This window comes from Streptomyces sp. NPDC048383, from assembly GCF_040651775.1.
Classification (GTDB): domain Bacteria; phylum Actinomycetota; class Actinomycetes; order Streptomycetales; family Streptomycetaceae; genus Streptomyces.
The window spans coordinates 48,991-67,908 of the sequence record NZ_JBEZKS010000036.1 but is presented as its reverse complement, the minus strand read 5'-3'; the positions used below and the strand labels follow the sequence as shown (position 1 = coordinate 67,908).

The 18,918-nt window shown below is 74.1% G+C and carries 21 protein-coding genes and 7 tRNA genes; 11 read left to right on the top strand and 17 right to left on the bottom strand.

The window, feature by feature from the left end:
* Positions 1–133 precede the first annotated feature (133 nt).
* Both AB0D46_RS23735 and thrS read right to left on the bottom strand, forming a co-directional pair.
* On the bottom strand, positions 134–694 hold the full coding sequence (locus AB0D46_RS23735) for an HIT domain-containing protein (RefSeq protein ID WP_362880188.1): 561 nt from the start codon (positions 692–694) through the stop codon (positions 134–136).
* A gap of 80 nt (positions 695–774) precedes the next feature.
* Positions 775–2,751 (bottom strand): threonine--tRNA ligase, encoded by a 1,977-nt coding sequence (thrS, locus tag AB0D46_RS23730; protein WP_362880187.1) that lies wholly within the window; start codon positions 2,749–2,751, stop codon positions 775–777.
* A 208-nt stretch (positions 2,752–2,959) separates the two neighbouring features.
* Here thrS and AB0D46_RS23725 point away from each other — a divergent pair, with 208 nt between their 5' ends.
* Complete coding sequence (locus AB0D46_RS23725; RefSeq protein WP_362880186.1) at positions 2,960–3,433, top strand: GNAT family N-acetyltransferase; 474 nt, start codon at positions 2,960–2,962, stop codon at positions 3,431–3,433.
* Between the two features lie 36 nt (positions 3,434–3,469).
* Here the strand turns inward: AB0D46_RS23725 and AB0D46_RS23720 are convergent, their stop codons facing one another.
* A complete protein-coding gene (locus AB0D46_RS23720; RefSeq protein ID WP_362880184.1) occupies positions 3,470–4,690 on the bottom strand; it encodes a hypothetical protein in 1,221 nt (406 codons plus the stop codon).
* On the bottom strand, positions 4,690–5,268 hold the full coding sequence (locus AB0D46_RS23715) for a DUF4365 domain-containing protein (RefSeq protein ID WP_362880183.1): 579 nt from the start codon (positions 5,266–5,268) through the stop codon (positions 4,690–4,692). The genes AB0D46_RS23720 and AB0D46_RS23715 overlap by 1 nt, the downstream gene beginning before the upstream one ends.
* Before the next feature lie 221 nt (positions 5,269–5,489).
* On the opposite strand from AB0D46_RS23715, the gene AB0D46_RS23710 reads away from it, so the two are divergent.
* Complete coding sequence (locus AB0D46_RS23710) at positions 5,490–6,215, top strand: 3'-5' exonuclease (protein ID WP_362880181.1); 726 nt, start codon at positions 5,490–5,492, stop codon at positions 6,213–6,215.
* Between the two features lie 77 nt (positions 6,216–6,292).
* Here the strand turns inward: AB0D46_RS23710 and AB0D46_RS23705 are convergent.
* Together AB0D46_RS23705 and AB0D46_RS23700 are read right to left on the bottom strand one after the other, a co-directional pair.
* Positions 6,293–6,364 (bottom strand) — tRNA-Val (locus tag AB0D46_RS23705).
* Between the two features lie 38 nt (positions 6,365–6,402).
* Positions 6,403–6,876: an SRPBCC family protein gene (locus tag AB0D46_RS23700; protein WP_362880179.1), complete on the bottom strand. Its 474-nt coding sequence runs from the start codon at positions 6,874–6,876 to the stop codon at positions 6,403–6,405.
* 130 nt (positions 6,877–7,006) lie between these two features.
* Between AB0D46_RS23700 and AB0D46_RS23695 the strand changes: the two genes are divergently transcribed.
* Positions 7,007–9,361 carry a hypothetical protein gene (locus AB0D46_RS23695; protein WP_362880177.1) on the top strand — a complete coding sequence of 785 codons (2,355 nt, stop codon included), beginning with the start codon at positions 7,007–7,009 and terminating at the stop codon, positions 9,359–9,361.
* A 67-nt stretch (positions 9,362–9,428) separates the two neighbouring features.
* Here AB0D46_RS23695 and AB0D46_RS23690 read toward each other — a convergent pair.
* Together AB0D46_RS23690 and AB0D46_RS23685 are read right to left on the bottom strand one after the other, a co-directional pair.
* Positions 9,429–9,500, bottom strand: a tRNA-Val gene (locus AB0D46_RS23690).
* Between the two features lie 57 nt (positions 9,501–9,557).
* Positions 9,558–9,995, bottom strand: a complete 438-nt coding sequence (locus tag AB0D46_RS23685) for a TIGR02611 family protein (RefSeq protein ID WP_362880176.1) — start codon at positions 9,993–9,995, stop codon at positions 9,558–9,560.
* Between the two features lie 177 nt (positions 9,996–10,172).
* On the opposite strand from AB0D46_RS23685, the gene AB0D46_RS23680 reads away from it, so the two are divergent.
* Both AB0D46_RS23680 and AB0D46_RS23675 read left to right on the top strand, forming a co-directional pair.
* On the top strand, positions 10,173–10,586 hold the full coding sequence (locus tag AB0D46_RS23680) for an SsgA family sporulation/cell division regulator (RefSeq protein ID WP_030011909.1): 414 nt from the start codon (positions 10,173–10,175) through the stop codon (positions 10,584–10,586).
* A gap of 239 nt (positions 10,587–10,825) precedes the next feature.
* A complete protein-coding gene (locus tag AB0D46_RS23675; RefSeq protein ID WP_362880174.1) occupies positions 10,826–11,452 on the top strand; it encodes a CGNR zinc finger domain-containing protein in 627 nt (208 codons plus the stop codon).
* Here the strand turns inward: AB0D46_RS23675 and AB0D46_RS23670 are convergent.
* Both AB0D46_RS23670 and AB0D46_RS23665 read right to left on the bottom strand, forming a co-directional pair.
* Positions 11,393–11,569 (bottom strand): hypothetical protein, encoded by a 177-nt coding sequence (locus AB0D46_RS23670; RefSeq protein WP_362880173.1) that lies wholly within the window; start codon positions 11,567–11,569, stop codon positions 11,393–11,395. The two genes, AB0D46_RS23675 and AB0D46_RS23670, sit on opposite strands and share 60 nt — an antisense overlap.
* A gap of 163 nt (positions 11,570–11,732) precedes the next feature.
* Positions 11,733–12,182 (bottom strand): hypothetical protein, encoded by a 450-nt coding sequence (locus tag AB0D46_RS23665; protein ID WP_362880171.1) that lies wholly within the window; start codon positions 12,180–12,182, stop codon positions 11,733–11,735.
* 178 nt (positions 12,183–12,360) lie between these two features.
* Here AB0D46_RS23665 and AB0D46_RS23660 point away from each other — a divergent pair, with 178 nt between their 5' ends.
* The gene (locus tag AB0D46_RS23660) at positions 12,361–12,855 is read left to right on the top strand and encodes a DsbA family protein (RefSeq protein ID WP_362880169.1); all 495 of its coding nucleotides are present in this window, start codon (positions 12,361–12,363) and stop codon (positions 12,853–12,855) included.
* Between the two features lie 21 nt (positions 12,856–12,876).
* On the opposite strand, the gene AB0D46_RS23655 is transcribed toward AB0D46_RS23660, so the two are convergent.
* From AB0D46_RS23655 to AB0D46_RS23645, 3 genes are read right to left on the bottom strand one after another with little or no spacing between them, the layout of a single operon-like run.
* The gene (locus tag AB0D46_RS23655) at positions 12,877–13,701 is read right to left on the bottom strand and encodes a GNAT family N-acetyltransferase (protein WP_362880168.1); all 825 of its coding nucleotides are present in this window, start codon (positions 13,699–13,701) and stop codon (positions 12,877–12,879) included.
* Positions 13,702–13,733: 32 nt separating this feature from the next.
* Complete coding sequence (locus AB0D46_RS23650; RefSeq protein WP_362880166.1) at positions 13,734–14,552, bottom strand: aminodeoxychorismate lyase; 819 nt, start codon at positions 14,550–14,552, stop codon at positions 13,734–13,736.
* Complete coding sequence (locus AB0D46_RS23645; RefSeq protein ID WP_362880165.1) at positions 14,549–15,628, bottom strand: chorismate-binding protein; 1,080 nt, start codon at positions 15,626–15,628, stop codon at positions 14,549–14,551. Before AB0D46_RS23645 ends, AB0D46_RS23650 begins: the two co-directional genes overlap by 4 nt.
* A gap of 180 nt (positions 15,629–15,808) precedes the next feature.
* On the opposite strand from AB0D46_RS23645, the gene AB0D46_RS23640 reads away from it, so the two are divergent.
* From AB0D46_RS23640 to AB0D46_RS23620, 5 genes are all read left to right on the top strand, one after another.
* A tRNA-Gly gene (locus tag AB0D46_RS23640) sits at positions 15,809–15,881 on the top strand.
* Positions 15,882–15,922: 41 nt separating this feature from the next.
* A tRNA-Cys gene (locus AB0D46_RS23635) sits at positions 15,923–15,996 on the top strand.
* Position 15,997: 1 nt separating this feature from the next.
* Positions 15,998–16,069 (top strand) — tRNA-Val (locus AB0D46_RS23630).
* 19 nt (positions 16,070–16,088) lie between these two features.
* Positions 16,089–16,160 (top strand) — tRNA-Val (locus AB0D46_RS23625).
* 60 nt (positions 16,161–16,220) lie between these two features.
* Positions 16,221–16,295, top strand: a tRNA-Val gene (locus AB0D46_RS23620).
* Positions 16,296–16,365: 70 nt separating this feature from the next.
* Here AB0D46_RS23620 and AB0D46_RS23615 read toward each other — a convergent pair.
* The 4 genes from AB0D46_RS23615 to AB0D46_RS23600 form a co-directional block, all read right to left on the bottom strand.
* Entirely contained in the window at positions 16,366–16,668 is a 303-nt protein-coding gene (locus AB0D46_RS23615; protein WP_362880163.1) for a zf-TFIIB domain-containing protein, read from the bottom strand.
* A gap of 65 nt (positions 16,669–16,733) precedes the next feature.
* Positions 16,734–17,771 (bottom strand): phosphotransferase, encoded by a 1,038-nt coding sequence (locus AB0D46_RS23610; protein ID WP_362880217.1) that lies wholly within the window; start codon positions 17,769–17,771, stop codon positions 16,734–16,736.
* An 8-nt stretch (positions 17,772–17,779) separates the two neighbouring features.
* Entirely contained in the window at positions 17,780–17,953 is a 174-nt protein-coding gene (locus AB0D46_RS23605; RefSeq protein ID WP_362880162.1) for a hypothetical protein, read from the bottom strand.
* Positions 17,954–18,727: 774 nt separating this feature from the next.
* On the bottom strand, positions 18,728–18,913 hold the full coding sequence (locus AB0D46_RS23600) for a hypothetical protein (protein WP_362880161.1): 186 nt from the start codon (positions 18,911–18,913) through the stop codon (positions 18,728–18,730).
* Between the last annotated feature and the right edge of the window lie 5 nt (positions 18,914–18,918).

Sequence of the window (18,918 nt, the reverse complement as noted above, 5' to 3'; positions counted from 1 at the left end):
TACGCCGGCGGCGACCCGCGCGGCCCGGCCCGAGGGGCAGGCGGGGACGGTCCTGACGGAGGTCGACGAGAAGATCGCGGCGGCCCCGCGGATGCCCCCGCCGGGCCCGCCCCCTTCGTACCGCTGCCGTCGGCTAGTCGACCGGCCAGGCGTCCGCGAGCATCTGCCGGGTGTCCGCGAGGAGTTGCGGCAGCACCCGGGTGTGCCCCACGATCGGCATGAAGTTCGCGTCCCCGCCCCAGCGCGGCACGACGTGCTGGTGCAGGTGCGCCGCGATGCCGGCGCCGGCGGCGGCTCCCTGGTTCATGCCGATGTTGAACCCGTGCGCCCCGGAGGCCTTGCGCAGCGCCGTCATGGCCCGCTTCGTCAGGTCCCCCAGCTCGGCCGTCTCGGGGCCGTCGAGCTCCGTGTAGTCGGCGACGTGCCGGTACGGGACGACCAGCAGGTGGCCGCCGTTGTAGGGGTACAGGTTCAGCACGGCGTACACGTGCTCCCCCCGCGCCACGATCAGCCCGTCCTGGTCGGACATCGCCGGCAACCCGCAGAAGGGACAGCCGTCCCCGGCCTCCGGGCCGGTCGGCTTGTTCTCCCCTTGGATGTAGGCCATCCGGTGAGGCGTCCACAGACGCTGGAACGCGTCCTGCGTGCCCACTCCGCCCTGCTGCTCCGGCTCAATCGTCATGGGATGCAGCATATGACCTCGCCCGCACGTACGAGGAAGGCCCCCGGAAAGTGATCACTTCCCGGGGGCCTTCGGTGCCTTCGCGCCGTGGATCAGACCTGGACGCGGTCGGCGACGACCTTGGCCAGCTTGGCCAGCGCCTCGTCCTTGGCGATGCCGTTCTCCTGCGAACCGTCGCGGTAGCGGAAGGAGACGGTGCCCGCGGCCATGTCCTCGTCACCGACGATGACCATGAACGGGACCTTGAGCTTCTGATGGTTGCGGATCTTCTTCTGCATGCGGTCGGAGGAGGCGTCCACCTCGACCCGCAGGCCCTGCTTCTTCGCCTCCGCGGCGAATTCCCGCAGGTAGTCCACGTGCCCGTCGCCGATCGGGATGCCGACGGCCTGGACCGGGGCGAGCCACGGCGGCATGGCGCCCGCGTAGTGCTCCAGCAAGACCGCGAAGAACCGCTCGATCGAGCCGAACAGCGCGCGGTGGATCATGACCGGGCGCTGGCGCGAGCCGTCCGGGCCGGTGTACTCCAGGTCGAAGCGCTCCGGCAGGTTGAAGTCGAGCTGGACGGTCGACATCTGCCAGGTGCGGCCGATGGCGTCACGGCACTGGACGGAGATCTTCGGGCCGTAGAACGCGGCGCCGCCCGGGTCCGGGACCAGGGGCAGGCCCTGCTTCTCGGCGACCTGCTGGAGGACGGCGGTGGCCTCCTCCCAGACCTCGTCCGAGCCGACGAACTTCTCCGGGTCCTTGGTGGACAGCTCCAGGTAGAAGTCGGTCAGGCCGTAGTCGCGGAGCAGGTTCAGCACGAAGGTGAGCGTGCGGTCGAGCTCCTCCGCCATCTGCTCACGGGTGCAGTAGATGTGCGCGTCGTCCTGGGTGAAGCCCCGGGCGCGGGTCAGGCCGTGCACGACGCCCGACTTCTCGTACCGGTACACGGTGCCGAACTCGAAGAGGCGCAGCGGCAGTTCGCGGTAGGAGCGGCCGCGCGCATCGAAGATCAGGTTGTGCATCGGGCAGTTCATGGGCTTGAGGTAGTAGTCGGTACCACCGTCGAGCTGCATGGGGGGGTACATGCCCTCCGCGTACCAGTCCAGGTGGCCGCTCTTCTCGAAGAGGGCGCCCTTGGTGGCGTGCGGGGTGTAGACGAACTCGTAGCCCTCCTCCTCGTGCCGGCGGCGCGAGTAGTCCTCCATGGTCCGGCGGATGATGCCGCCGCGCGGGTGGAAGACGGCGAGGCCGGAGCCGATCTCGTCCGGGACGGAGAAGAGGTCGAGCTCGTTGCCGAGCTTGCGGTGGTCGCGCTTCTCGGCCTCGGCGAGGAATTCGAGGTGGGCCTTCAGTTCGTCCTTCGACGGCCAGGCGGTGCCGTAGATGCGCTGGAGCATCGGGTTCTTCTCGCTGCCGCGCCAGTAGGCGGCGGCGTTGCGCATCAGCTTGAACGCCGGGATGGTGCGGGTGGTGGGCAGGTGGGGACCGCGGCAGAGGTCCTTCCAACACAGCTCGCCGGTCTTGGCGTCGAGGTTGTCGTAGATGGTCAGCTCGCCGCCGCCCACCTCGACGTTCGCGCCGTCGTCGGTCGACGCCGAACCCTTGATGCCGATGAGCTCCAGCTTGTACGGCTCGTCGGCGAGCTCCTCGCGGGCCGCCTCGTCGGAGACCACGCGGCGGGCGAACTTCTGCCCGCGCTTCTGGATCTCCTGCATCTTCTTCTCGATGACCTTGAGGTCCTCGGGGGTGAAGGGCTTCGCTACGTCGAAGTCGTAGTAGAAGCCGTCCCGGACCGGCGGGCCGATGCCCAGCTTGGCCTCGGGGAACAGCTCCTGCACGGCCTGCGCCATGACGTGCGCGGTCGAGTGGCGCAGGATGTTGAGGCCGTCCTCGGAGGAGATCTCCACCGGCTCGACGGTCTCGCCGTCCTTCACCTCGTACGCGAGGTCCTTCAGCTCACCGGCGATGCGCGCGGCCACGATGGTGCGCTCGCCGGCGAAGAGCTCCGCCGCCGTAGTGCCCGTGGCCACCACGCGCTCGTCCCGCTCGGAATCGCGTTGGATGATCACACGGACGTCTGACACCGGTCTCTCCTGACTCAGGGGGTGCGCGAGCGAACACTGCGCGCCTGAATCGTACCGAGCCGAGTGCCCGCGCAGCGAAACGGTTAACGGGGCGTACGCGGCGGGCGGCCCCCGCCGGGGTCGCCGGCGCCCTCGGGCGGCGGCCCTGGGTAGCGTGGGGGCCGCCCGCATCCCGTCCCGCCCGCCTCCGAAGGGAACCCGACCCCGCATGCCGAACCCGCTCGTCCGTGCGCTGGACCTGGCCGACGAGGCCACCGCCGCCTCCGTGCACCGCATCGGCCGCGCCTCCTACGCGGTGGAGGCCGACCTGATCGGCTTCGACGGCATCCCGGCGCTGCGCGAGAGCCTGCGGGAGATGCGGGAGCGTCCGCTGCACTGGCTGGGGGCCGTGTCCGACGACGGCTCGATCGCGGGCTTCCTCGCCTGGGCGCCGGAGTACGACGCGGTCATCGGGGTCGACCGGCTGTGCGTGGACCCGACGTGGTTCCGCCGGGGGATCGCCGCCCGGCTGATGCGCCACCTGCTGACGGAGGCGTTCCCGGACCGCACGGTCGAGGTGTGCACGGGTGCGGCGAACGCCCCGGCCGTGGCCCTGTACGAGGGCCTCGGCATGGTCCGGGGCGCGGACTTCTCCCCGGTCCCGGACCTGCTGATGGCACAGTTCACCCGGCCCGCGCCCTGACGGTCGCCCGCGCCACGTCCGCGCTACTCGTCCGCGCTACTCATCCGAAGGCAGCACGTCCTGCGGGTCGAAGGCCGCGTCCAGGGACTTCATCAGCCGGTCCCGCTCGACCTCGTCCAGCGGGACGGGCGTCACGTCGGTGGCCCCGGTGAGCCTTCGGAAGCCACCGCGGCGTTGCAGTCGGCCGCTGACCCGGACGGGCAGTCCGACCAGGTGGGCGTGGCCCGCGATGCGGTACGCCTCCTCGTCGAGGGCGGCCCGTACGTACGGCACCTCCGCGCCCGCCAACACCCGCAACCGTACGGTGCCCCCTCCGCCGGCGGCCGAGCGGCGCATCCGCACCACCGCCCCGGTGACGCGGACGGCGACGGCCGGCTCGTCCCGGGTGTAGCGGTCGGCGGCCTCGCGCAGCACGGGCAGGTCTCCGGGCGAGAACTCGACCGGCTCGGGCCGGGCGGCGCACCCGGCGGGCACTCCGGCGGCGGGCGCCCAGGCCAGTGCGATGCGGACCCCCTCCGAGCCCCGCACCAGCGCGATGAGCGCGTCGGCGAGTTCCCGGCTGACCCCGGCGGCGACGGCGGCGTCGAAGGCCTCCATGCCGCCGGTGGCCCGTCGGTAGTCCACCGCTTCGCGGGCCGCGTGCAGGGCGTGGTGCAGCCGGGTCACCGGGCCGCGTCCGCCGCCGACCGGGACGTACGCGGTGAGCCGGCGGCCGCCCGGGGAGGAACCCACCAGGACGCCGGCCAGGGTGCGTTCGGCCTGCGCGCGGTGGCGGGCTCCGTAGTAGCCGGCCCGGGCGCGGTCGGCGAGGGCCCCGGCCAGCAGCATCCGCCGGGCCGCCGAGCGCAGCTGTTCCTGCACGGTCCAGAGGGCCTCGCCCTGGCGGCCGTAGGGGCCCTCGGGGATGATCTCCCGCTCCCAGCGGACCTCGTCGCTGGGGACGCTCAGCCCGAACAGGACCTCCCGGGCCGACGGGAGGCCGCTGCGGGAGAGCGCCGTCAACGCCTCCTCCAGCAGGTCGGAACAGTCCGGGAAGGCGCGGTTCTCGGGGACGAGCAGGCTGGCGGCGCCGCCCGTCGGCCGGCCGGGCGGCGGGGTCCAGCGGCCGTAGCGGCCCGCCGCGCCGCCCCGCCGGAGCCAGCCGTGGCGGTGCAGCAGCGCACCGAGCACCTGGGGGTCGACCTGGGCGGGATCGGGCGCACCCGGTTCCGGCTCCGGGGAAGACAGCGGTTCGAGGTGCGGTGGCTGCCGGTTCATCAAGGTGTCCCTCCCGACCCGACCCGGGTCATGATCTCGCACAGCGCCCGGTCGTCGAAGATCCGCGTGGTCGGGATCCGTACGGTGGTCCGGCGCCGGCCGGTCACGGGGTGTCCGGCGAGGTTGGTCCAGTAGCAGCAGTGCCGCAGGTCCAGCCGGTCGTGGCCGGCGCCGATCCACTGGTCGCGCTCGCGCGGTACGAGCATGACGACGAGGATCTTGTGGACGGCGACCGGTGTGCGGGCCAGCCTCACCAGGTGTTCGTTGTCGAGGGTGAACCCGAAGGTCTCGCCCGCCGGCCTCGGCGGCACCTGGTAGGTGGCCTTCAGTTGCACCTTGACGGTCACTTCGTCGTCGACGACGTGTTCGGGTGCGCCGTGGCTGACGTGCCAGTCGATGCCGTTGTCCGGAAAGGGCTGGGACAACGAGCAACCGGCAGCGGCGGCGACGGCGTGGAGGTAGCCCACCTGGAGCGTCTCCATGCAGGCGGTGGTGGCGAGCGTGCCGCGCAGCGGTCCGGTCGCGGGACCGGTCCGTGCCTGCAGCACCCCGCCCGGTTCGGGCTGTGCGAGCGCCATGGCCGGCTCCCCATGCCTTCCGGGCCCTGCCGTGAGTGGTGTCGGGGTGATGACCGGTCATGTGCGCGGTCCCCCAGTTCAGTTGTCTCCGCACCCGGGGGGCCGCAAACGGCGTACGGGGCAAACAGCCCGGGTATCACCGATGCGGGCGGGGGTGGCACGCTCCGAGACGACGGCGTCCGGGTGCTCCCCATCTGCCGACCGGGGACGAGGAGTTCGCCATGACGCGCTGGTACGAAGGCCCGCTGGCCTCATTCGACACGGAGACGACCGGAGTTGACGTCGAGCAGGACCGGATCGTGTCCGCCGCGCTCGTCGTGCAGGAGTGTGCGGGCGGCCGGGTCCGCACCACCCGCTGGCTGGTCAATCCCGGCATCCCGGTTCCTCCGGGAGCCACGGAAGTGCACGGCCTGACCGATGAGCACCTCCAGCGCCACGGCCGTTGGCCGGCGCCGGTGGTGGAGGAGATAGCCCGCGCCCTGGGCGAGCAGCAGGTCGCGGGGCGCCCGGTGGTGGTGATGAACGCGCCGTTCGATCTGACGCTGCTGGACCGGGAGTTGCGCCGGCACCGGGCGTCGTCGTTGTCCCGCTACCTGGACAGCAGGCCGTTGACGGTGCTGGATCCGCGGGTCCTGGACAAGCACCTGGACCGCTACCGCAAGGGCCGTCGCACGTTGACCGACCTGTGCGCGCACTACGGGATAGAGCTGGAGGGCGCGCACGACGCGTCGGCGGACGCGCTGGCGTCGCTGGAGCTCGTACGGGCGGTGGGGCGCCGGTTCGCGGGGAGGCTGGAGCGGTTGACGCCGGCCGAGCTGCACACGTTGCAGGCGGTGTGGCACGCGGCGCAGGCGCGTGGTCTGCAGGCGTGGTTCGCGCGGCAGGGGACGCCGGAGTCGGTGGATCCGCACTGGCCGCTGCGGCCGGAGCTGAACCAGGCCGCGTAGCCGGGTCGCGGGCCCGGCGCGACGGCGCCGTACATGCGGAAGGCCGGTCCGTCATCTGACGGACCGGCCTGTCCCGGTGGGCGATACTGGGATCGAACCAGTGACCCCTTCGGTGTGAACGAAGTGCTCTCCCGCTGAGCTAATCGCCCGGGAACGGACTGAACAATACAAGAGGCCCGGGGTCTGTTCAAACCGCTTCCGGCCCGGCCGTCAGCCGGGCCGCGAGACCGCGCCGGCCGGCCCGCATCATCAGGGCGTGGTTGAGCCGGAACAGCGGCCGGGCGGGCACCGAGAGTCGGCGCAGCAACGGTGCCCGGACGTCGACCTCCTGCTCGTACAGGGCGCGGGTGCGGCCGGCTCCGGGGCCGCCGCGCGGGCGTACGGTCCACCGGGCCCAGCCCTCGATGTCGCCGCGCAGGGCGACCTCCAGCACGCCCCGGGCGGGGTCGCGCAGCAGTCCGGTGAGGCCGACGTGGATGCCGTACGGGAGGACCGAGCGGATCAGGGCGTTGCCACCGTCCTCCCCGACGGGCTCGACCCGGCGGACCTGGGGCCACCAGGCGGGGTACTGCCCCGGGTCCTCCAGCAGGGAGAAGACGAGAGCGGGCGGGGCCGGCAGGTCCCACACGCTGCGGAAGCGGTAGTGCGTCCAGCGGTGCATGGCTCCAGTCTGGCGCGTCGGACGGCCTCGCGTGGGCGGTTCGGCGGACCCCGTTCCCCGGGGGTACTCAGGGGCGATCTGAGTACGCCCGCCCATGTCCTGATGCCGTGACGGGCGCCACACTCCGCGTATGAACACCCCCTTCCCGCCGGTGGCCCCGGCACTGCCGCCGGCCGAGGAGCTGGCGCTCATCGACCGCGAGCTGATCCAACTCGACACCCGGCGGCACTACTTGCTGTCCCGGCGGAACTGGCTGATCGGCCTCCTCGCGCACCCCGCGCCCGCCGTGGCCGGTCCCCCGCGGCCGGTGGGGCCCGCGGCGGCGCCGGCGCGCGGCGCGCAGAACGTGTTGCTGACGCTGGGTGCGGTGCTGCTGGCCGTGGCCGCGCTGGCCTTCACCCTGGTGAGCTGGGGCTCGTTGGGGATCGCCGGGCGTTCGTTGGTGCTGGCCGCCGTGACGGGTGCCGCGCTGGCGGCTCCCGCGGGCCTGCTGCGGCGGGGGCTGCGGTCCACCGCGGAGTCGGTGGCGGCGGTGGGGCTGTTGCTGACGGTGCTGGACGCGTACGCGCTGCACGCGGTCGGGCTGCCCAGGGTCGACGGGACCGCGTACGCGGCGGGGGCCGCGGCGGCGCTGGCCGCGCTCTGGGCCGGCTACGGCGCGGCGCTGCCCCGGCTGCGGCTGCCGCTGCCGGTCGCGGTGCTGGTCGCGCAGGTGCCGTTGCCGCTGGCCGCGGTCGCGGCGGGGGCCGGGCCGTCGGGCGTCGCTTGGGCGGTGCTGGTGACGGCCGCGGCGGACGCCGCGCTCGCGGTGGCGGTGGCGCGGCGGTCGGTGCGGGTGACGGCGTGGGTGGCGGCTTCGTCGACGGGCGGCCTCGCGCTGTCGGCGGCCCTGGCGCTGTCCCTGGACGGTCCCGGGTCGGCCGGTCCGGCGCTGCTGCTGGCGGCGGGGGCCGCCCTGGGCGTGGCGGTGGCCTGGCGCGAGCCGCGGGCGTCGGCGGCGGCGCTGGTGGGCGGCCTGGCCGCGGTGGCGGCGGTCGGAGCGCTGGTCCCGGCCGGGCACGCGGCCCGGGGGGACATGTGGCCGGTGGTGGTGCACCTGGTGGCGGCGCTCCCCCTGCTGGCCGTCGTACGGGCGTCCGCGCTGCCGGCGCAGGTCCGGCGCGGCCTGCTGCGGGCGGCAGCCGGGGTGGCCGCCCTGGCGGCCCTGACCGCGGCGCCGACGGTCGCCCTGGCGGCGGCGTCCCGGGTCGGGGTGCTCGGCGAGGTGTGGGCGTCGACGTCCCCCGCGGCGGCCGGCTCCGGCGCGGGGGCGGCGGTCCCGGTGGCGCTGCTGCTGGTGGCGGGGGCCGGCTGGTGGGCGGCCCGGGAGCTGCGGCGCCCGGAGCCGGCGGTGGTGGCGGTGGTGGCCGGCTGGGCGGGGTCGTTCACGGCCCCGGTGCTGCTGGGGCTGCCCGTGGCGGCGGTCCTGGCGGCGCAGACGGCGGTGACGGTGGCTGCCGGGCTGCTCGCGCTGCGGGCGTCCCGCCGGGCCGCCGGTCCGACGGCCGCGGTGTGCGCGGCGGTGGGCGCGCTGACCGTGTCGCTGGGGGCGCTGGACGGCCGTGTGGCGACGTTCGCGGTGTTCGGGCTGCTGGGGGCCGGTGCCGCGTTCGCAGCGGCGTACGGGCCCGCCCGGGTGGCCGTACGGGCCGGTGGGGCGGCGGCGGCCGTCGGGTACGCGACGGCGCTCGCGGTGGCGCTCGCGGCGTTGGCCGGACTCGCGCCGGCCTGGTCGGGGGTGGCGGCGCTGGTGGCTCCGGCGGTGGTGGTGGCCCTGGCGGCGCGGCTCGGCCCGGTGCGGATCCCGGCGGAGTGCGCGGCGGCCGTGGCGGCGGCGGTGGCGGTGGCGCTCGCGGTCGGTGATCCGCCGGTGCTGGCGCTGGTGCTCGCCCTGGTCGGGGTGGTGTGCGCGGCGGCGGCGCTGCGGCCGGACCGGCGGCGCTGCGGTTGGGCGGCGGGCGCGCTGTTCGTGGCGGCGACGTGGGTCCGCCTGGGCGCCTCGGGGGTGACGGTGCCGGAGGCGTACGCGCTGCCCGTGTCGGTACTGGCCCTGGCGGTCGGGTTCCTGTCCCGCCGCAAGGACCCGGCGGTCTCCTCCTGGCCGGCGTACGGGCCGGGGCTGGGGGCGACGCTGCTGCCGAGCCTGGTGGCCGCCTGGGGCGACGCGCACTGGCTGCGGCCTCTGCTGCTGGGCCTGGCGGCGCTGGCCCTGACCCTGGCGGGCGCGCACCGGCGCCTCGCGGCCCCGCTGCTGCTGGGCGGCGTGACGCTGGCGGCGGTGGCCCTGCACGAGCTGGCCCCGTACGTGGCGCAGGTGGCGGGGGCGCTCCCCCGGTGGCTGCCGCCGGCCCTGGCGGGCCTGCTGCTGCTGGTGGTGGGGGCGACGTACGAGAAGCGGCTGCGCGACGCCCGGCGGCTGCGGCAGGCGCTCGGCCGGCTCCGCTGAGCCGGCCGGCGGCGGGAACGACGAGGGCCCGGAGACTCTCGTGGAGTCTCCGGGCCCTCGGTCCGGGTGGGCGATACTGGGTTCGAACCAGTGACCCCTTCGGTGTGAACGAAGTGCTCTCCCACTGAGCTAATCGCCCGGACGCACCGCAAACATTACCGCATGTCAGCGGTGCTCCGTGACCAGCCGCGGCGGCCTACTGGTCCTTGATGTCCCAGGGCAGGACGAGCCCGTACTTCCACAGGTAGAAGCCGATCAGCGCGCCCGCGACGACGAGTCCCACGCTGGTCAGGATGATGTTGCGGCGCCGGACCCTGGGGTCGAGCGCCTTCTGCGCGGCCTCGCTCACCTTGCGCTTGGTCCAGCGCAGGACGAGGTGGGCCCAGGCGAACTCGGTGGCCCAGATCGCCAGGCCGGCGAAGATGGCCACCCAGCCGGGGCCGGGCAGGACGAGCATGGCGATGCCGGCCCCGATGACGGCCAGCCCGACGATGAAGACGCCGACCTGCCAGCTCAGGTGGAGGCTGCGGTTGGCCTTGATGAAGGCGGGCGCCTTCGACACGTGCGGCGTTTCCCCGGCGGGCGCCCCGCCGCCGGCGGACTCGTTGGTCTCGCGGTCACTCCCCGTATTCATGCCACTGAATCTACCGGAGCCCGAAGCACACGTGAACGCCGGTTTGGATCCGCCGTCCGAGGGACCCAGAGGTCCGCAAAACGGTCAGAGGGGTTTACAACGCCACCGTAGGTGGCATGTCGATTTCGCCGACGTGCGAATCCCCGAGCGCACACTGAGCGAAAGGCCCTGGCGCTTATGAACACCACGGTCAGCTGCGAGCTGCACCTGCGCCTCGTTGTGTCGAGCGAGTCCTCACTGCCTGTTCCCGCGGGCCTGCGGTATGACACGGCCGACCCCTACGCCGTGCACGCCACCTTCCACACCGGCGCCGAGGAGACGGTCGAATGGGTATTCGCCCGTGACCTCCTCGCGGAGGGCCTGCACCGGCCCACCGGTACCGGCGACGTCCGCGTCTGGCCGTCCCGCAGCCACGGTCAGGGCGTCGTCTGCATCGCCCTGAGCTCACCGGAGGGAGAAGCACTGCTCGAAGCACCCGCCCGAGCACTCGAATCGTTCCTCAAGCGGACGGACGCCGCGGTTCCACCCGGGACCGAGCACCGGCACTTCGACCTCGACAAGGAGCTCTCCCACATCCTGGCCGAAAGCTGAGCCAGGCCTACCGCCGCTCGACACCGTCCGACTCGGGGCGACGGTGCGGGTCGGACAACCACATACGCACGTGCCGGCGCTGTTCTCGCGGAAGCCAACCGCGAGGACGGCGCCGGTGTGCGTGAGGCCCGGGCGCCGCCCCGCTCCCACGGGTAACCCCTTGCGGGGAGGCGCTAGAGTCGGCCACCAGCGGCGACAGTCGATCGTCGCCGCAGGCCCGGCCTTCAGGGAGCGACCCCGTGCAGATCCCCCACGACACCCGTCGCGCGCTCGACGTCGTCGTCGCGCTGGTGAACACCGCGGCCGAACCGGACCAGCCGGACGGACTCTCCGACATCGGGGCGCTGCGCGGCTTCGTCCAGGAGTACGCGATCAGCGACGTGGGCGAGCTCAGCGCCCGCGACCTCGCCGGGGTCCGCACCGTGCGCGGCAAGTTCGCCCAGGTCTTCGCGGCCCCGAACTCCCGCGCGGCGTCCGTGCTGATCAACGAGCTGGTGGCCACCGCCGGCACCACGCCCCAGCTGACGGACCACGACGGCTACGACTGGCACGTGCACTACTTCGCGCCGGGCGCCTCGGTGGGCGACCACCTCGCGGCCGACGGCGGGATGGCGCTGGCCTTCATCGTGGTCTCCGGCGAGGAGGAGCGGCTGCGCCGCTGCGAGGCGCCGGACTGCCGGCGGGCCTTCGTGGACCTGTCGCGGAACCGGTCGCGGCGCTACTGCGACAGCCGGACCTGCGGGAACCGGTTGCACGTGGCCGCGTACCGGGCGCGCCGCAAGGAGGCGGACGCCCACCCCGAGGCCTCAGAGCAGGAACAGGTCGTGCACGGCGGCGAGGAGCAGCAGGGTCCCGATCACCCCTAGGAAGATCATCAAGGGGGGTTGGGAGAGGGCGAAGAGGCAGCCTCGCCCCTCCTCGGTGAGGGGGGCCTCGGCGACGGGCGCGGGGGCCGGCGGATCGGCCGGCGATGTTTCGAGCATGTCGGGGCGATGATCGCGCAGCCGTCGCGGGAACGGTTCCCAACACGCGAGGATCACCGTGGTGGTCGGCCCGCGCTCGTCAGTTCAGGTGGTTCCCGTCGGCTTGTGCCCCGCCCGGGGCCGCGGGTGCGCTACGGCGACGGCGGGACCTCGCCCGGCGCGGTCAGATGCCGTGCTTCTTGAGGATGGCCTCGATGTCGGAGAAGTCGTCCGCCGGGGCCGTCGGAGCCTGCCGGGCGGTGGGGGCCGGACGGGATCCCGCGCCGAGGGAGGGCGCCGACGCCGAGGGCGCGACGGCCTCCCGGGTCCGGCCGCCCCTGGTCGCCTTCGCGGCCCCGGCCTCGGGGTCCCTCGTCCCGCGACGGCGTTCGACCGTCCGCGTGATCATGAAGAGCAGCCAGGCGACACCCAGCAGTGCGAAGCCCGCCCAGACCGACGGTTTGAACACCATCCCCGACACCCACGCCACGACGCCCGTCAGCACCAGGCCGACCGGCACCAGCGCGTACGCGGCGATGCGCGTGGCCGCCAGGAACCGCCTGCGGTACGCCGTCACCGCGGCGAGGCCCAGGCCGGCCGCGGACACCGCGGAACATATGGTCTCGGCAATCATGCGGTCCTCCGGCGGTGGTCGGGCGGGTGGGCGATCCGTCCCTTCCATCCTGCACCGGTCGATACCGTCCGGGCCATGCCCCGGGCCCGGCGCCGCCCGATCTCCGGGACATCTCCGGGTCCCGCCTCCTCCCCAGGTCCCGGTCGGTGCGCGGGTACCGGGCTGGGAGACTGTTCCCATGACCGATTCCGTGATCCTCGACGTCTGGTGCGAACTCCAGTGCCCGGACTGCCACAGCGCCCTGGACGACGTACGCGCCCTGCGGGCCCGTTACGGCGACCGGCTGGACATCCGGCTGCGCCACTTCCCCCTGGAGAAGCACAAGCACGCCTTCGCCGCGGCGCAGGCCGCCGAGGAGGCCGTGGAGCAGGGGCAGGGCTGGCCGTACGCGGAGGCCCTGCTGGCGCGGACCGCCGAGCTGAGTTCGCGCGGCGAGGCCGTGCTCCTCGACGTGGCGCGTGAACTCGGCCTGGACGTGGAGGAGTTCGACACCGCCCTGATCGACGGCCGACACATCCTCATCGTCGACGCCGACCAGGCCGAGGGCAAGGCCATCGGCGTGACCGGCACCCCGACCTACGTCATCGACGGCGAGCGCCTCGACGGCGGCAAGAGCCAGGAGGGCCTGCGGGCCCGCATCGAGGAGATCGTCGACCGGCTCCTCGCGGGCTGAGGCCCCGGCCCGGCGGACGGCCTAGATCAGGTCCTTGGCGAGGTTGTGGGACGTGGTCCGGTGGCCGAGGGACTCGTACAGCCGCACGGCAGGGGTGTTGGCGCTGAAGACGTGCAGCGCCAGGACCCGGTAGCCCTCGGCGAGGGCGGTCCGCTCGGCCAGGAGCATCAGGTCGCGCCCGTACCCGCGCCCCCGGTGCGCCTCGGCGACCTCGACGTCGAAGACGTACGCGTTGCCGTCGAGCGGGGCCACCCACACCTGTCCGACGGGTGCGCCGGCGGCCTCCAGCACGCGCAGGGCGACCCCGGGGGTGTCCAGGCCCCGCGGCAGTTGCGTGTCGTGGTCGGCGGCCGACTTCGCGGCGGCCGCCTCGGGCGACAGGCCCCGCTCGACCCAGCTCGCGGCGTACGCCTCCCGGGCCCGGGCGTTCCAGAGCTCGTACTCGGCCTCCGTCATCGGGCGGCCGAGGACCCCGGCGGAGAGCGCGGGCGGTTCGGCGGGCAGTTCCTTGGCCATGTTGCGGCTGTACTCGACGTACCCGAGGGCCGCCGCGAGGCGCAGGCCGCCCGCGGAGCCGGCCGGTACGGCGATCCGCACGCGTCGACAGCCCCAGCCGCGCATGACCTCCTCCGCGGCGAGCGCGGCGACGGTGGCCCGTCCGCGCCGGCGGTCCGGTTCGTCGATGACCAGGTCGCGGATCTCGCCGACCGTCGGCCCGAAGGGCGTGTCGGCGGCGATCAGGAGCCTCCCGACGCGCCGGCTGTTGACCCGGACCTCGTACGGGCGCGAACGGGCGCCGCCCTCGCTCTGCTGAAGCGGCCCGCTCGGCCGCAGGGTGGTGGTCATCGTCGATTTCTACCCGCCCGGCGGCCCCGTGACTACGGGTCGAGGTCGGAGGCCGCGCGCTCGTCGAAGACCCGCATGGCCTTCGCGGTGACCGGGCCGGGGGCGCCCAGGGTGCGGCCGTCGACGCGGTGGACGGCCTGGACGTCGCGCAGGCTGGAGGTGAGGAACACCTCGTCGGCGCGTTCCAGGACCTCGAAGGGGAGGTCGGTCTCCCGGGCTCCGGTCCACTCGACGGCGAGGGCCCGGGTGATCCCGGCGAGGCAGCCCGAGGCCACGGGCGGGGTGTGCAGTTCGCCGTCCAGGACGACGAACACGTTGGAGCCGGTGCCCTCGCAGAGCTGCCCGACGGTGTTGGCGAAGAGCGCCTCGGACGCGTCCTGTCGGTGCGCCCGGGCCAGGGCGACCACGTTCTCCGCGTACGAGGTGGTCTTCAGGCCGGTCAGCGGGGAGCGCTCGTTGCGGACCCAGGGGACGGTGATCACCGCGGTGCTGTCGGGCCGGCGGACCGTGTCGCCGAGGGCGACGACCAGGGTGGGGCCGGTATCGCCGCGGTCGGAGCCCAGCGGGGACAGGCCGCCGGTGTAGGTGATCCGCAGCCGGCCGAGCGGGACCGGATCGGCCTCCAGTACCGCGGCGCAGGCCCGACGCACCTCGTCGAGGTCAGGGTCGGGCAGCCCGAGGCCGCGGGCCGAGCGGGTCAGTCGGTCGAGGTGACGGGTGAGGGCGAAGGCGCGGCCGTGGTGCGCCTTCAGCGTCTCGAAGACGCCGTCGCCCACGGTCAGGCCGTGGTCCAGGACGGACACCTTCGCGTCCTCGGCGTCCCGCAGTGCTCCGTCGAGCCAGATCCTCACCGTACGGTCCCTCCACTCAGGTCGTGCGTCTCGTGTGTGCCCGACGCTACAGCGAGCAGCCGGGCGGCCTTGAGTTCCGTCTCCGCCCACTCGCGGTCGGGGTCGGAACCCCAGGTGATCCCGGCGCCGGTACCGAAGCACAGGCGGGGTCCGCCGGGTGCCTCGCGGTCGATCCAGAACGTACGGATGCCCACGGCCAGCCCGGCGGTGCGCCGGTCGGCGTCGACCCAGCCGATGCCGCCGCAGTAGGGGCCGCGCGGGGCGGTCTCCAACGCTTCGATGATCCGCAGCGCGGAGGACTTGGGCGCGCCCGTGACCGAGCCGGGCGGGAAGGTCGCGGCCAGCAGCTCGGGCCAGCCGGCGCCCTCGGCGAGTTCGCCGCCGACCGTGGAGACGAGGTGGACCAGGCCCGGGTGCTCCTCCACCGCGCACAGCGCGGGAACCGTGACGGACCCGGTGGCGCAGACCCGGCCGAGGTCGTTGCGGACGAGGTCCACGATCATCACGTTCTCGGCGTGGTCCTTGGGGAGCAGGTCGGCGGCGGTACGGCCGGTGCCCTTGATCGGACCGGACTCGACGTGGCGCCCGGAGCGGCTCAGGAACAGTTCCGGGGAGGCGGTGGCGATCTCCACGCCGTGCGCGGGCAGCCGAATCGTTCCTGCGTAGGGGGCGGGGTTGCCGCGCGCGAGGAGGCTCGTCAGGGCGTCGACGTCGGCGGTGTCCGGGTCGGGCAGCGGGGCGGACAGCACGCGGCAGAGGTTGGCCTGGTAGACCTCCCCGGCCGCGATGTGCTCGCGTATCCGGCGGACGCCGCCGACGTACGCGGCCCGGTCCAGGGAGGAGGACCACTGGTCCCGCCCGGGCCCGGACCAGGCGCCCGGCACGGGCGGGGGCACGGGATCGGGACGCACGTCCCCGAAGCGCGCGCAGACCAGCCGGCCCTCGAAGTCGGCGGCCACCGCCCAGAACCCGGTGGAGTCGAGGGCGGAGGCGTCGCTGGTGACGTCTCGGAGGTCGGTCGCGAGGAGGCCGCCGAAGCGGGCCAGGGGAGGCAGGTCGTGAGGCAGGTCGTGCACGGCTGCGAGTCTATGACCGGTGACGTGATGGCGCCGGAGAGGTGACGCTCGGGTGACCGGCGGTGATCGTGCGGCAGCACGCTGCGGAAACGTGTTTTTGAGCTGGCCCGGGAATCCGCTAGAGTTCAACACGTCGCCAGGGAGCGAAGGGGGAACACCCCGGAGCACACACGGTGACCTGCGGACGTAGCTCAGTTGGTAGAGCACCACCTTGCCAAGGTGGATGTCGCGAGTTCGAGTCTCGTCGTCCGCTCGAAGTGGGGGATTTCTTCCCGATAACCCCCGCGGCTCCATGGTGGAGTGGCCGAGAGGCGAGGCAACGGCCTGCAAAGCCGTCTACACGGGTTCAAATCCCGTCTCCACCTCCAAGGACGATTAGCTCAGCGGGAGAGCGCTTCCCTGACACGGAAGAGGTCACTGGTTCAATCCCAGTATCGTCCACTGGTCCGCAAGGATCCCCGCGCGATTAGCTCAGCGGGAGAGCGCTTCCCTGACACGGAAGAGGTCACTGGTTCAATCCCAGTATCGCGCACGCAGTTCACTGCAACGTGTGTAGTACCGTTCGACCTGCGGCTCGCGAGCCGTGGAGCCCGCGCGATTAGCTCAGCGGGAGAGCGCTTCCCTGACACGGAAGAGGTCACTGGTTCAATCCCAGTATCGCGCACCACCCGGAAGCCCCGGCCGTCGAAAGACGGTCGGGGCTTCCGCGTTGCCGGATCCGGGCCGGTCCGGGCTCGTCAGGAGGAGAACAACATCCGGCCGAAGCCGCCCTTGTGGTGGCCGTGGTGCCCGTGCCCGCCGTGCTGGGGGGCTCCCCAGGCGGGGGCGGGGGCGGCGTGCTGGGCCGGGTAGGGCGCCGGCGGTGCGGCGGGCGGCGGGACCTGGGGGTACTGCTGGGCCGTGTACTGGGATTCCAGCCGGGTCAGCGCCTCCAGCTCCCCGTAGTCGAGGAAGATGCCGCGGCAGCCGCTGCACTGCTCTATCTGAACGCCGTTGCGGTTGTACGTGTGCATCATCGCGTGACACTTCGGACACTGCATGAACCGATCAACTCCTCGCCGTCTGCGTCGACACCGGACGCATACCCGGTGACGGGGCCCTCACCCTACGACGGGGCCCCCGGCTCCAACTCCGCCGGGATCGCGGCGATTCGGGCACAGGAATCCACCATCAGCCGTTCCGCACCGTCGAGCGGGCGCCGTTCGACCGCCGCCTTGGCCAGGGCCAGCGCCCCGCCCTGCACGGTCAGCGCCCGCGCGGCCAGGTCGAGTTCCGGCCAGGGATCGGTACCGGGAGGGCCGGCCGCCGGCCCGCCGGCGGCGCGGTAGGCGTCCAGGAAGCGCAGCCACACCTCCGGGGCGAGTAGCCCGGCCGCGTACCAGGCCGCCGGGCGGGCCAGGTCCCAGGCGGGGGTGCCGAGTCCGAGGTCGTCCACGTCGATGAGCCGCCAGGGGCCGCCGGGCGCGGGGTGCCGCACCAACTGCCCTAGGTGGAGGTCGCCGTGGCACAGCGTCCCGCCGGGCGGGGCCGCCCGTTCGCCCCGGACCCAGTCGGGCAGGGTCGCGGCGGCCGCCCGCACGGCCCGGGCCCCCGGGGCCGGACCCGGGAGGTGCGGGGGAAGCCGCCGGGGCGCGGGGGCGGGGGGCTCCGTGGGGTGGGGTGCGGTGGCGGGCGCGCCGCCCTGCGGGTGGGCGGGGTCCGGGGGGTGGTGGCCCGGGCCGGGCGGGACGGCTCGGGCGAGGCGGCGCAGGGCGCGGGCCAGCTTGGCGGGGCCGCGCATCGGCGGGACCGGGCCGGGGAGGGCCTCCGGCGGGGTGCGGTGCAGGGCGGCGAGCAGTCGGGCGGCGGCCTCCCAGGGGGCGTCCTCGGGGCGTTCCGGGTCCACGGGGGTCCCGTACGGCCAGAGGGAGACGGGGCGGCCGTGCACGGTACCGGTCCGCAGCGGGGGCAGCAGCACCCCGGCCAGCGGGCCCGCTCCGGCGATCCGCAGCCGCAGGGCGAGGGCCTCCGGGTCGGTGTCGGGGGCGTGCGCCTTGGCGACGGCGTCCCCGCAGCGCACCACGGTGCCGTCGTGCCGGTCGGCGAGGAGCGCGTACGGGTGGCCGCTGCCGCCCGACCCCCAGGCGGCGAGCGCGGCGGGCAGGACGGCGCTCACGGGGCGGCCTGCCGGTGGCCGGGGGGCCCGGCCGGCACGGTCCCGGTCCCGGTGCCGGTGCCGGTGCCGGTGCCGGTGCCGGTGCCGGTGCCGGTGCCGGTGTACGGGCGTACGGCTGCGGCTGCGGCTGCGGCGCGTGTGGTCGTGCCCGGCGCGGTGTCCCGGATCATCCGGCCCCCTTCTCCCACCAGGAGGGTACGACCGATCCCGCCCCGGAGCCGGGTGGCGGCGGGGAACCCCCCGGGATGTCGCCGCGTGGGTGGGGCGACATCCCGGGAGGTTCCCCCGGTCGGCGGCCGCGCGGGGCCGCGGGGCCGCGGCCGGGCCGGACGGTGGGGCCGACACCCGGACGGCCGGTCGCTGCCCGAGGGGCCGGGTCGGTACCGGGACGGACGGAACGGCGCCCCAAGGGCGGGTCGGGACATGGGCAGGCGGGTCGGAGCCCGAAGCGTGGGGTCGGTACCGGCCGGCCCGACGGGGGTTCGAGGGGCGGGGCGGTGCCTGAAGGTGGGGTCGGGGCTTCGGCCCGCTTTCCTCCGCGCCGGGCAGGTTCCCGTGCGGTCCGCTGTCACGGTGACGGGACGGGTCCGCGACCCGGCAGCGGTGGGGAGGGAGGTTGTGCGGTCGGCGGCGGGGCGCGAAGGGGAGGCCGTCCGACACGGCCGGTACGGGTCACGGCGGCGGCGTCCGGGGTGGGGCGAGTGGTCCGGCCCGTGGCGTCGGGTTCGGCCTCGGGCGGGGGCGCTTCCGCGGTGACGGGCCGGGGTTGCGAACGCCGGCGTACGACCCGTGCGGGGTCGGGGTGTTGAAAAGGGTGCTGCCCGTCCGGCTCCCCAGCCGGACGGGCAGCACCCTTCACCTGCCGTCCGTCGCGCCCCCGTCCCCACGGGGTTCGACAGGCCGATGTCCCGGCCCGGGCCGCTCTCCCGGGCCCGGGGCGCCGCTCAGCGCCCCAGCATCACGCCCACGGACGACGCCTGTGCCACCACCTGTTCGAAGCCTCCGAAGAGGAAGAGCAGGACGGCGGCCAGGGGGAGCACCATCGCCGCGGCCACCAGCGGGTGACGCGTACCGGACTCATGGCCGTTGAACGCGAATGCCTTGCGTCCCTGCCGTGCGATGTCCGCCATGGTCC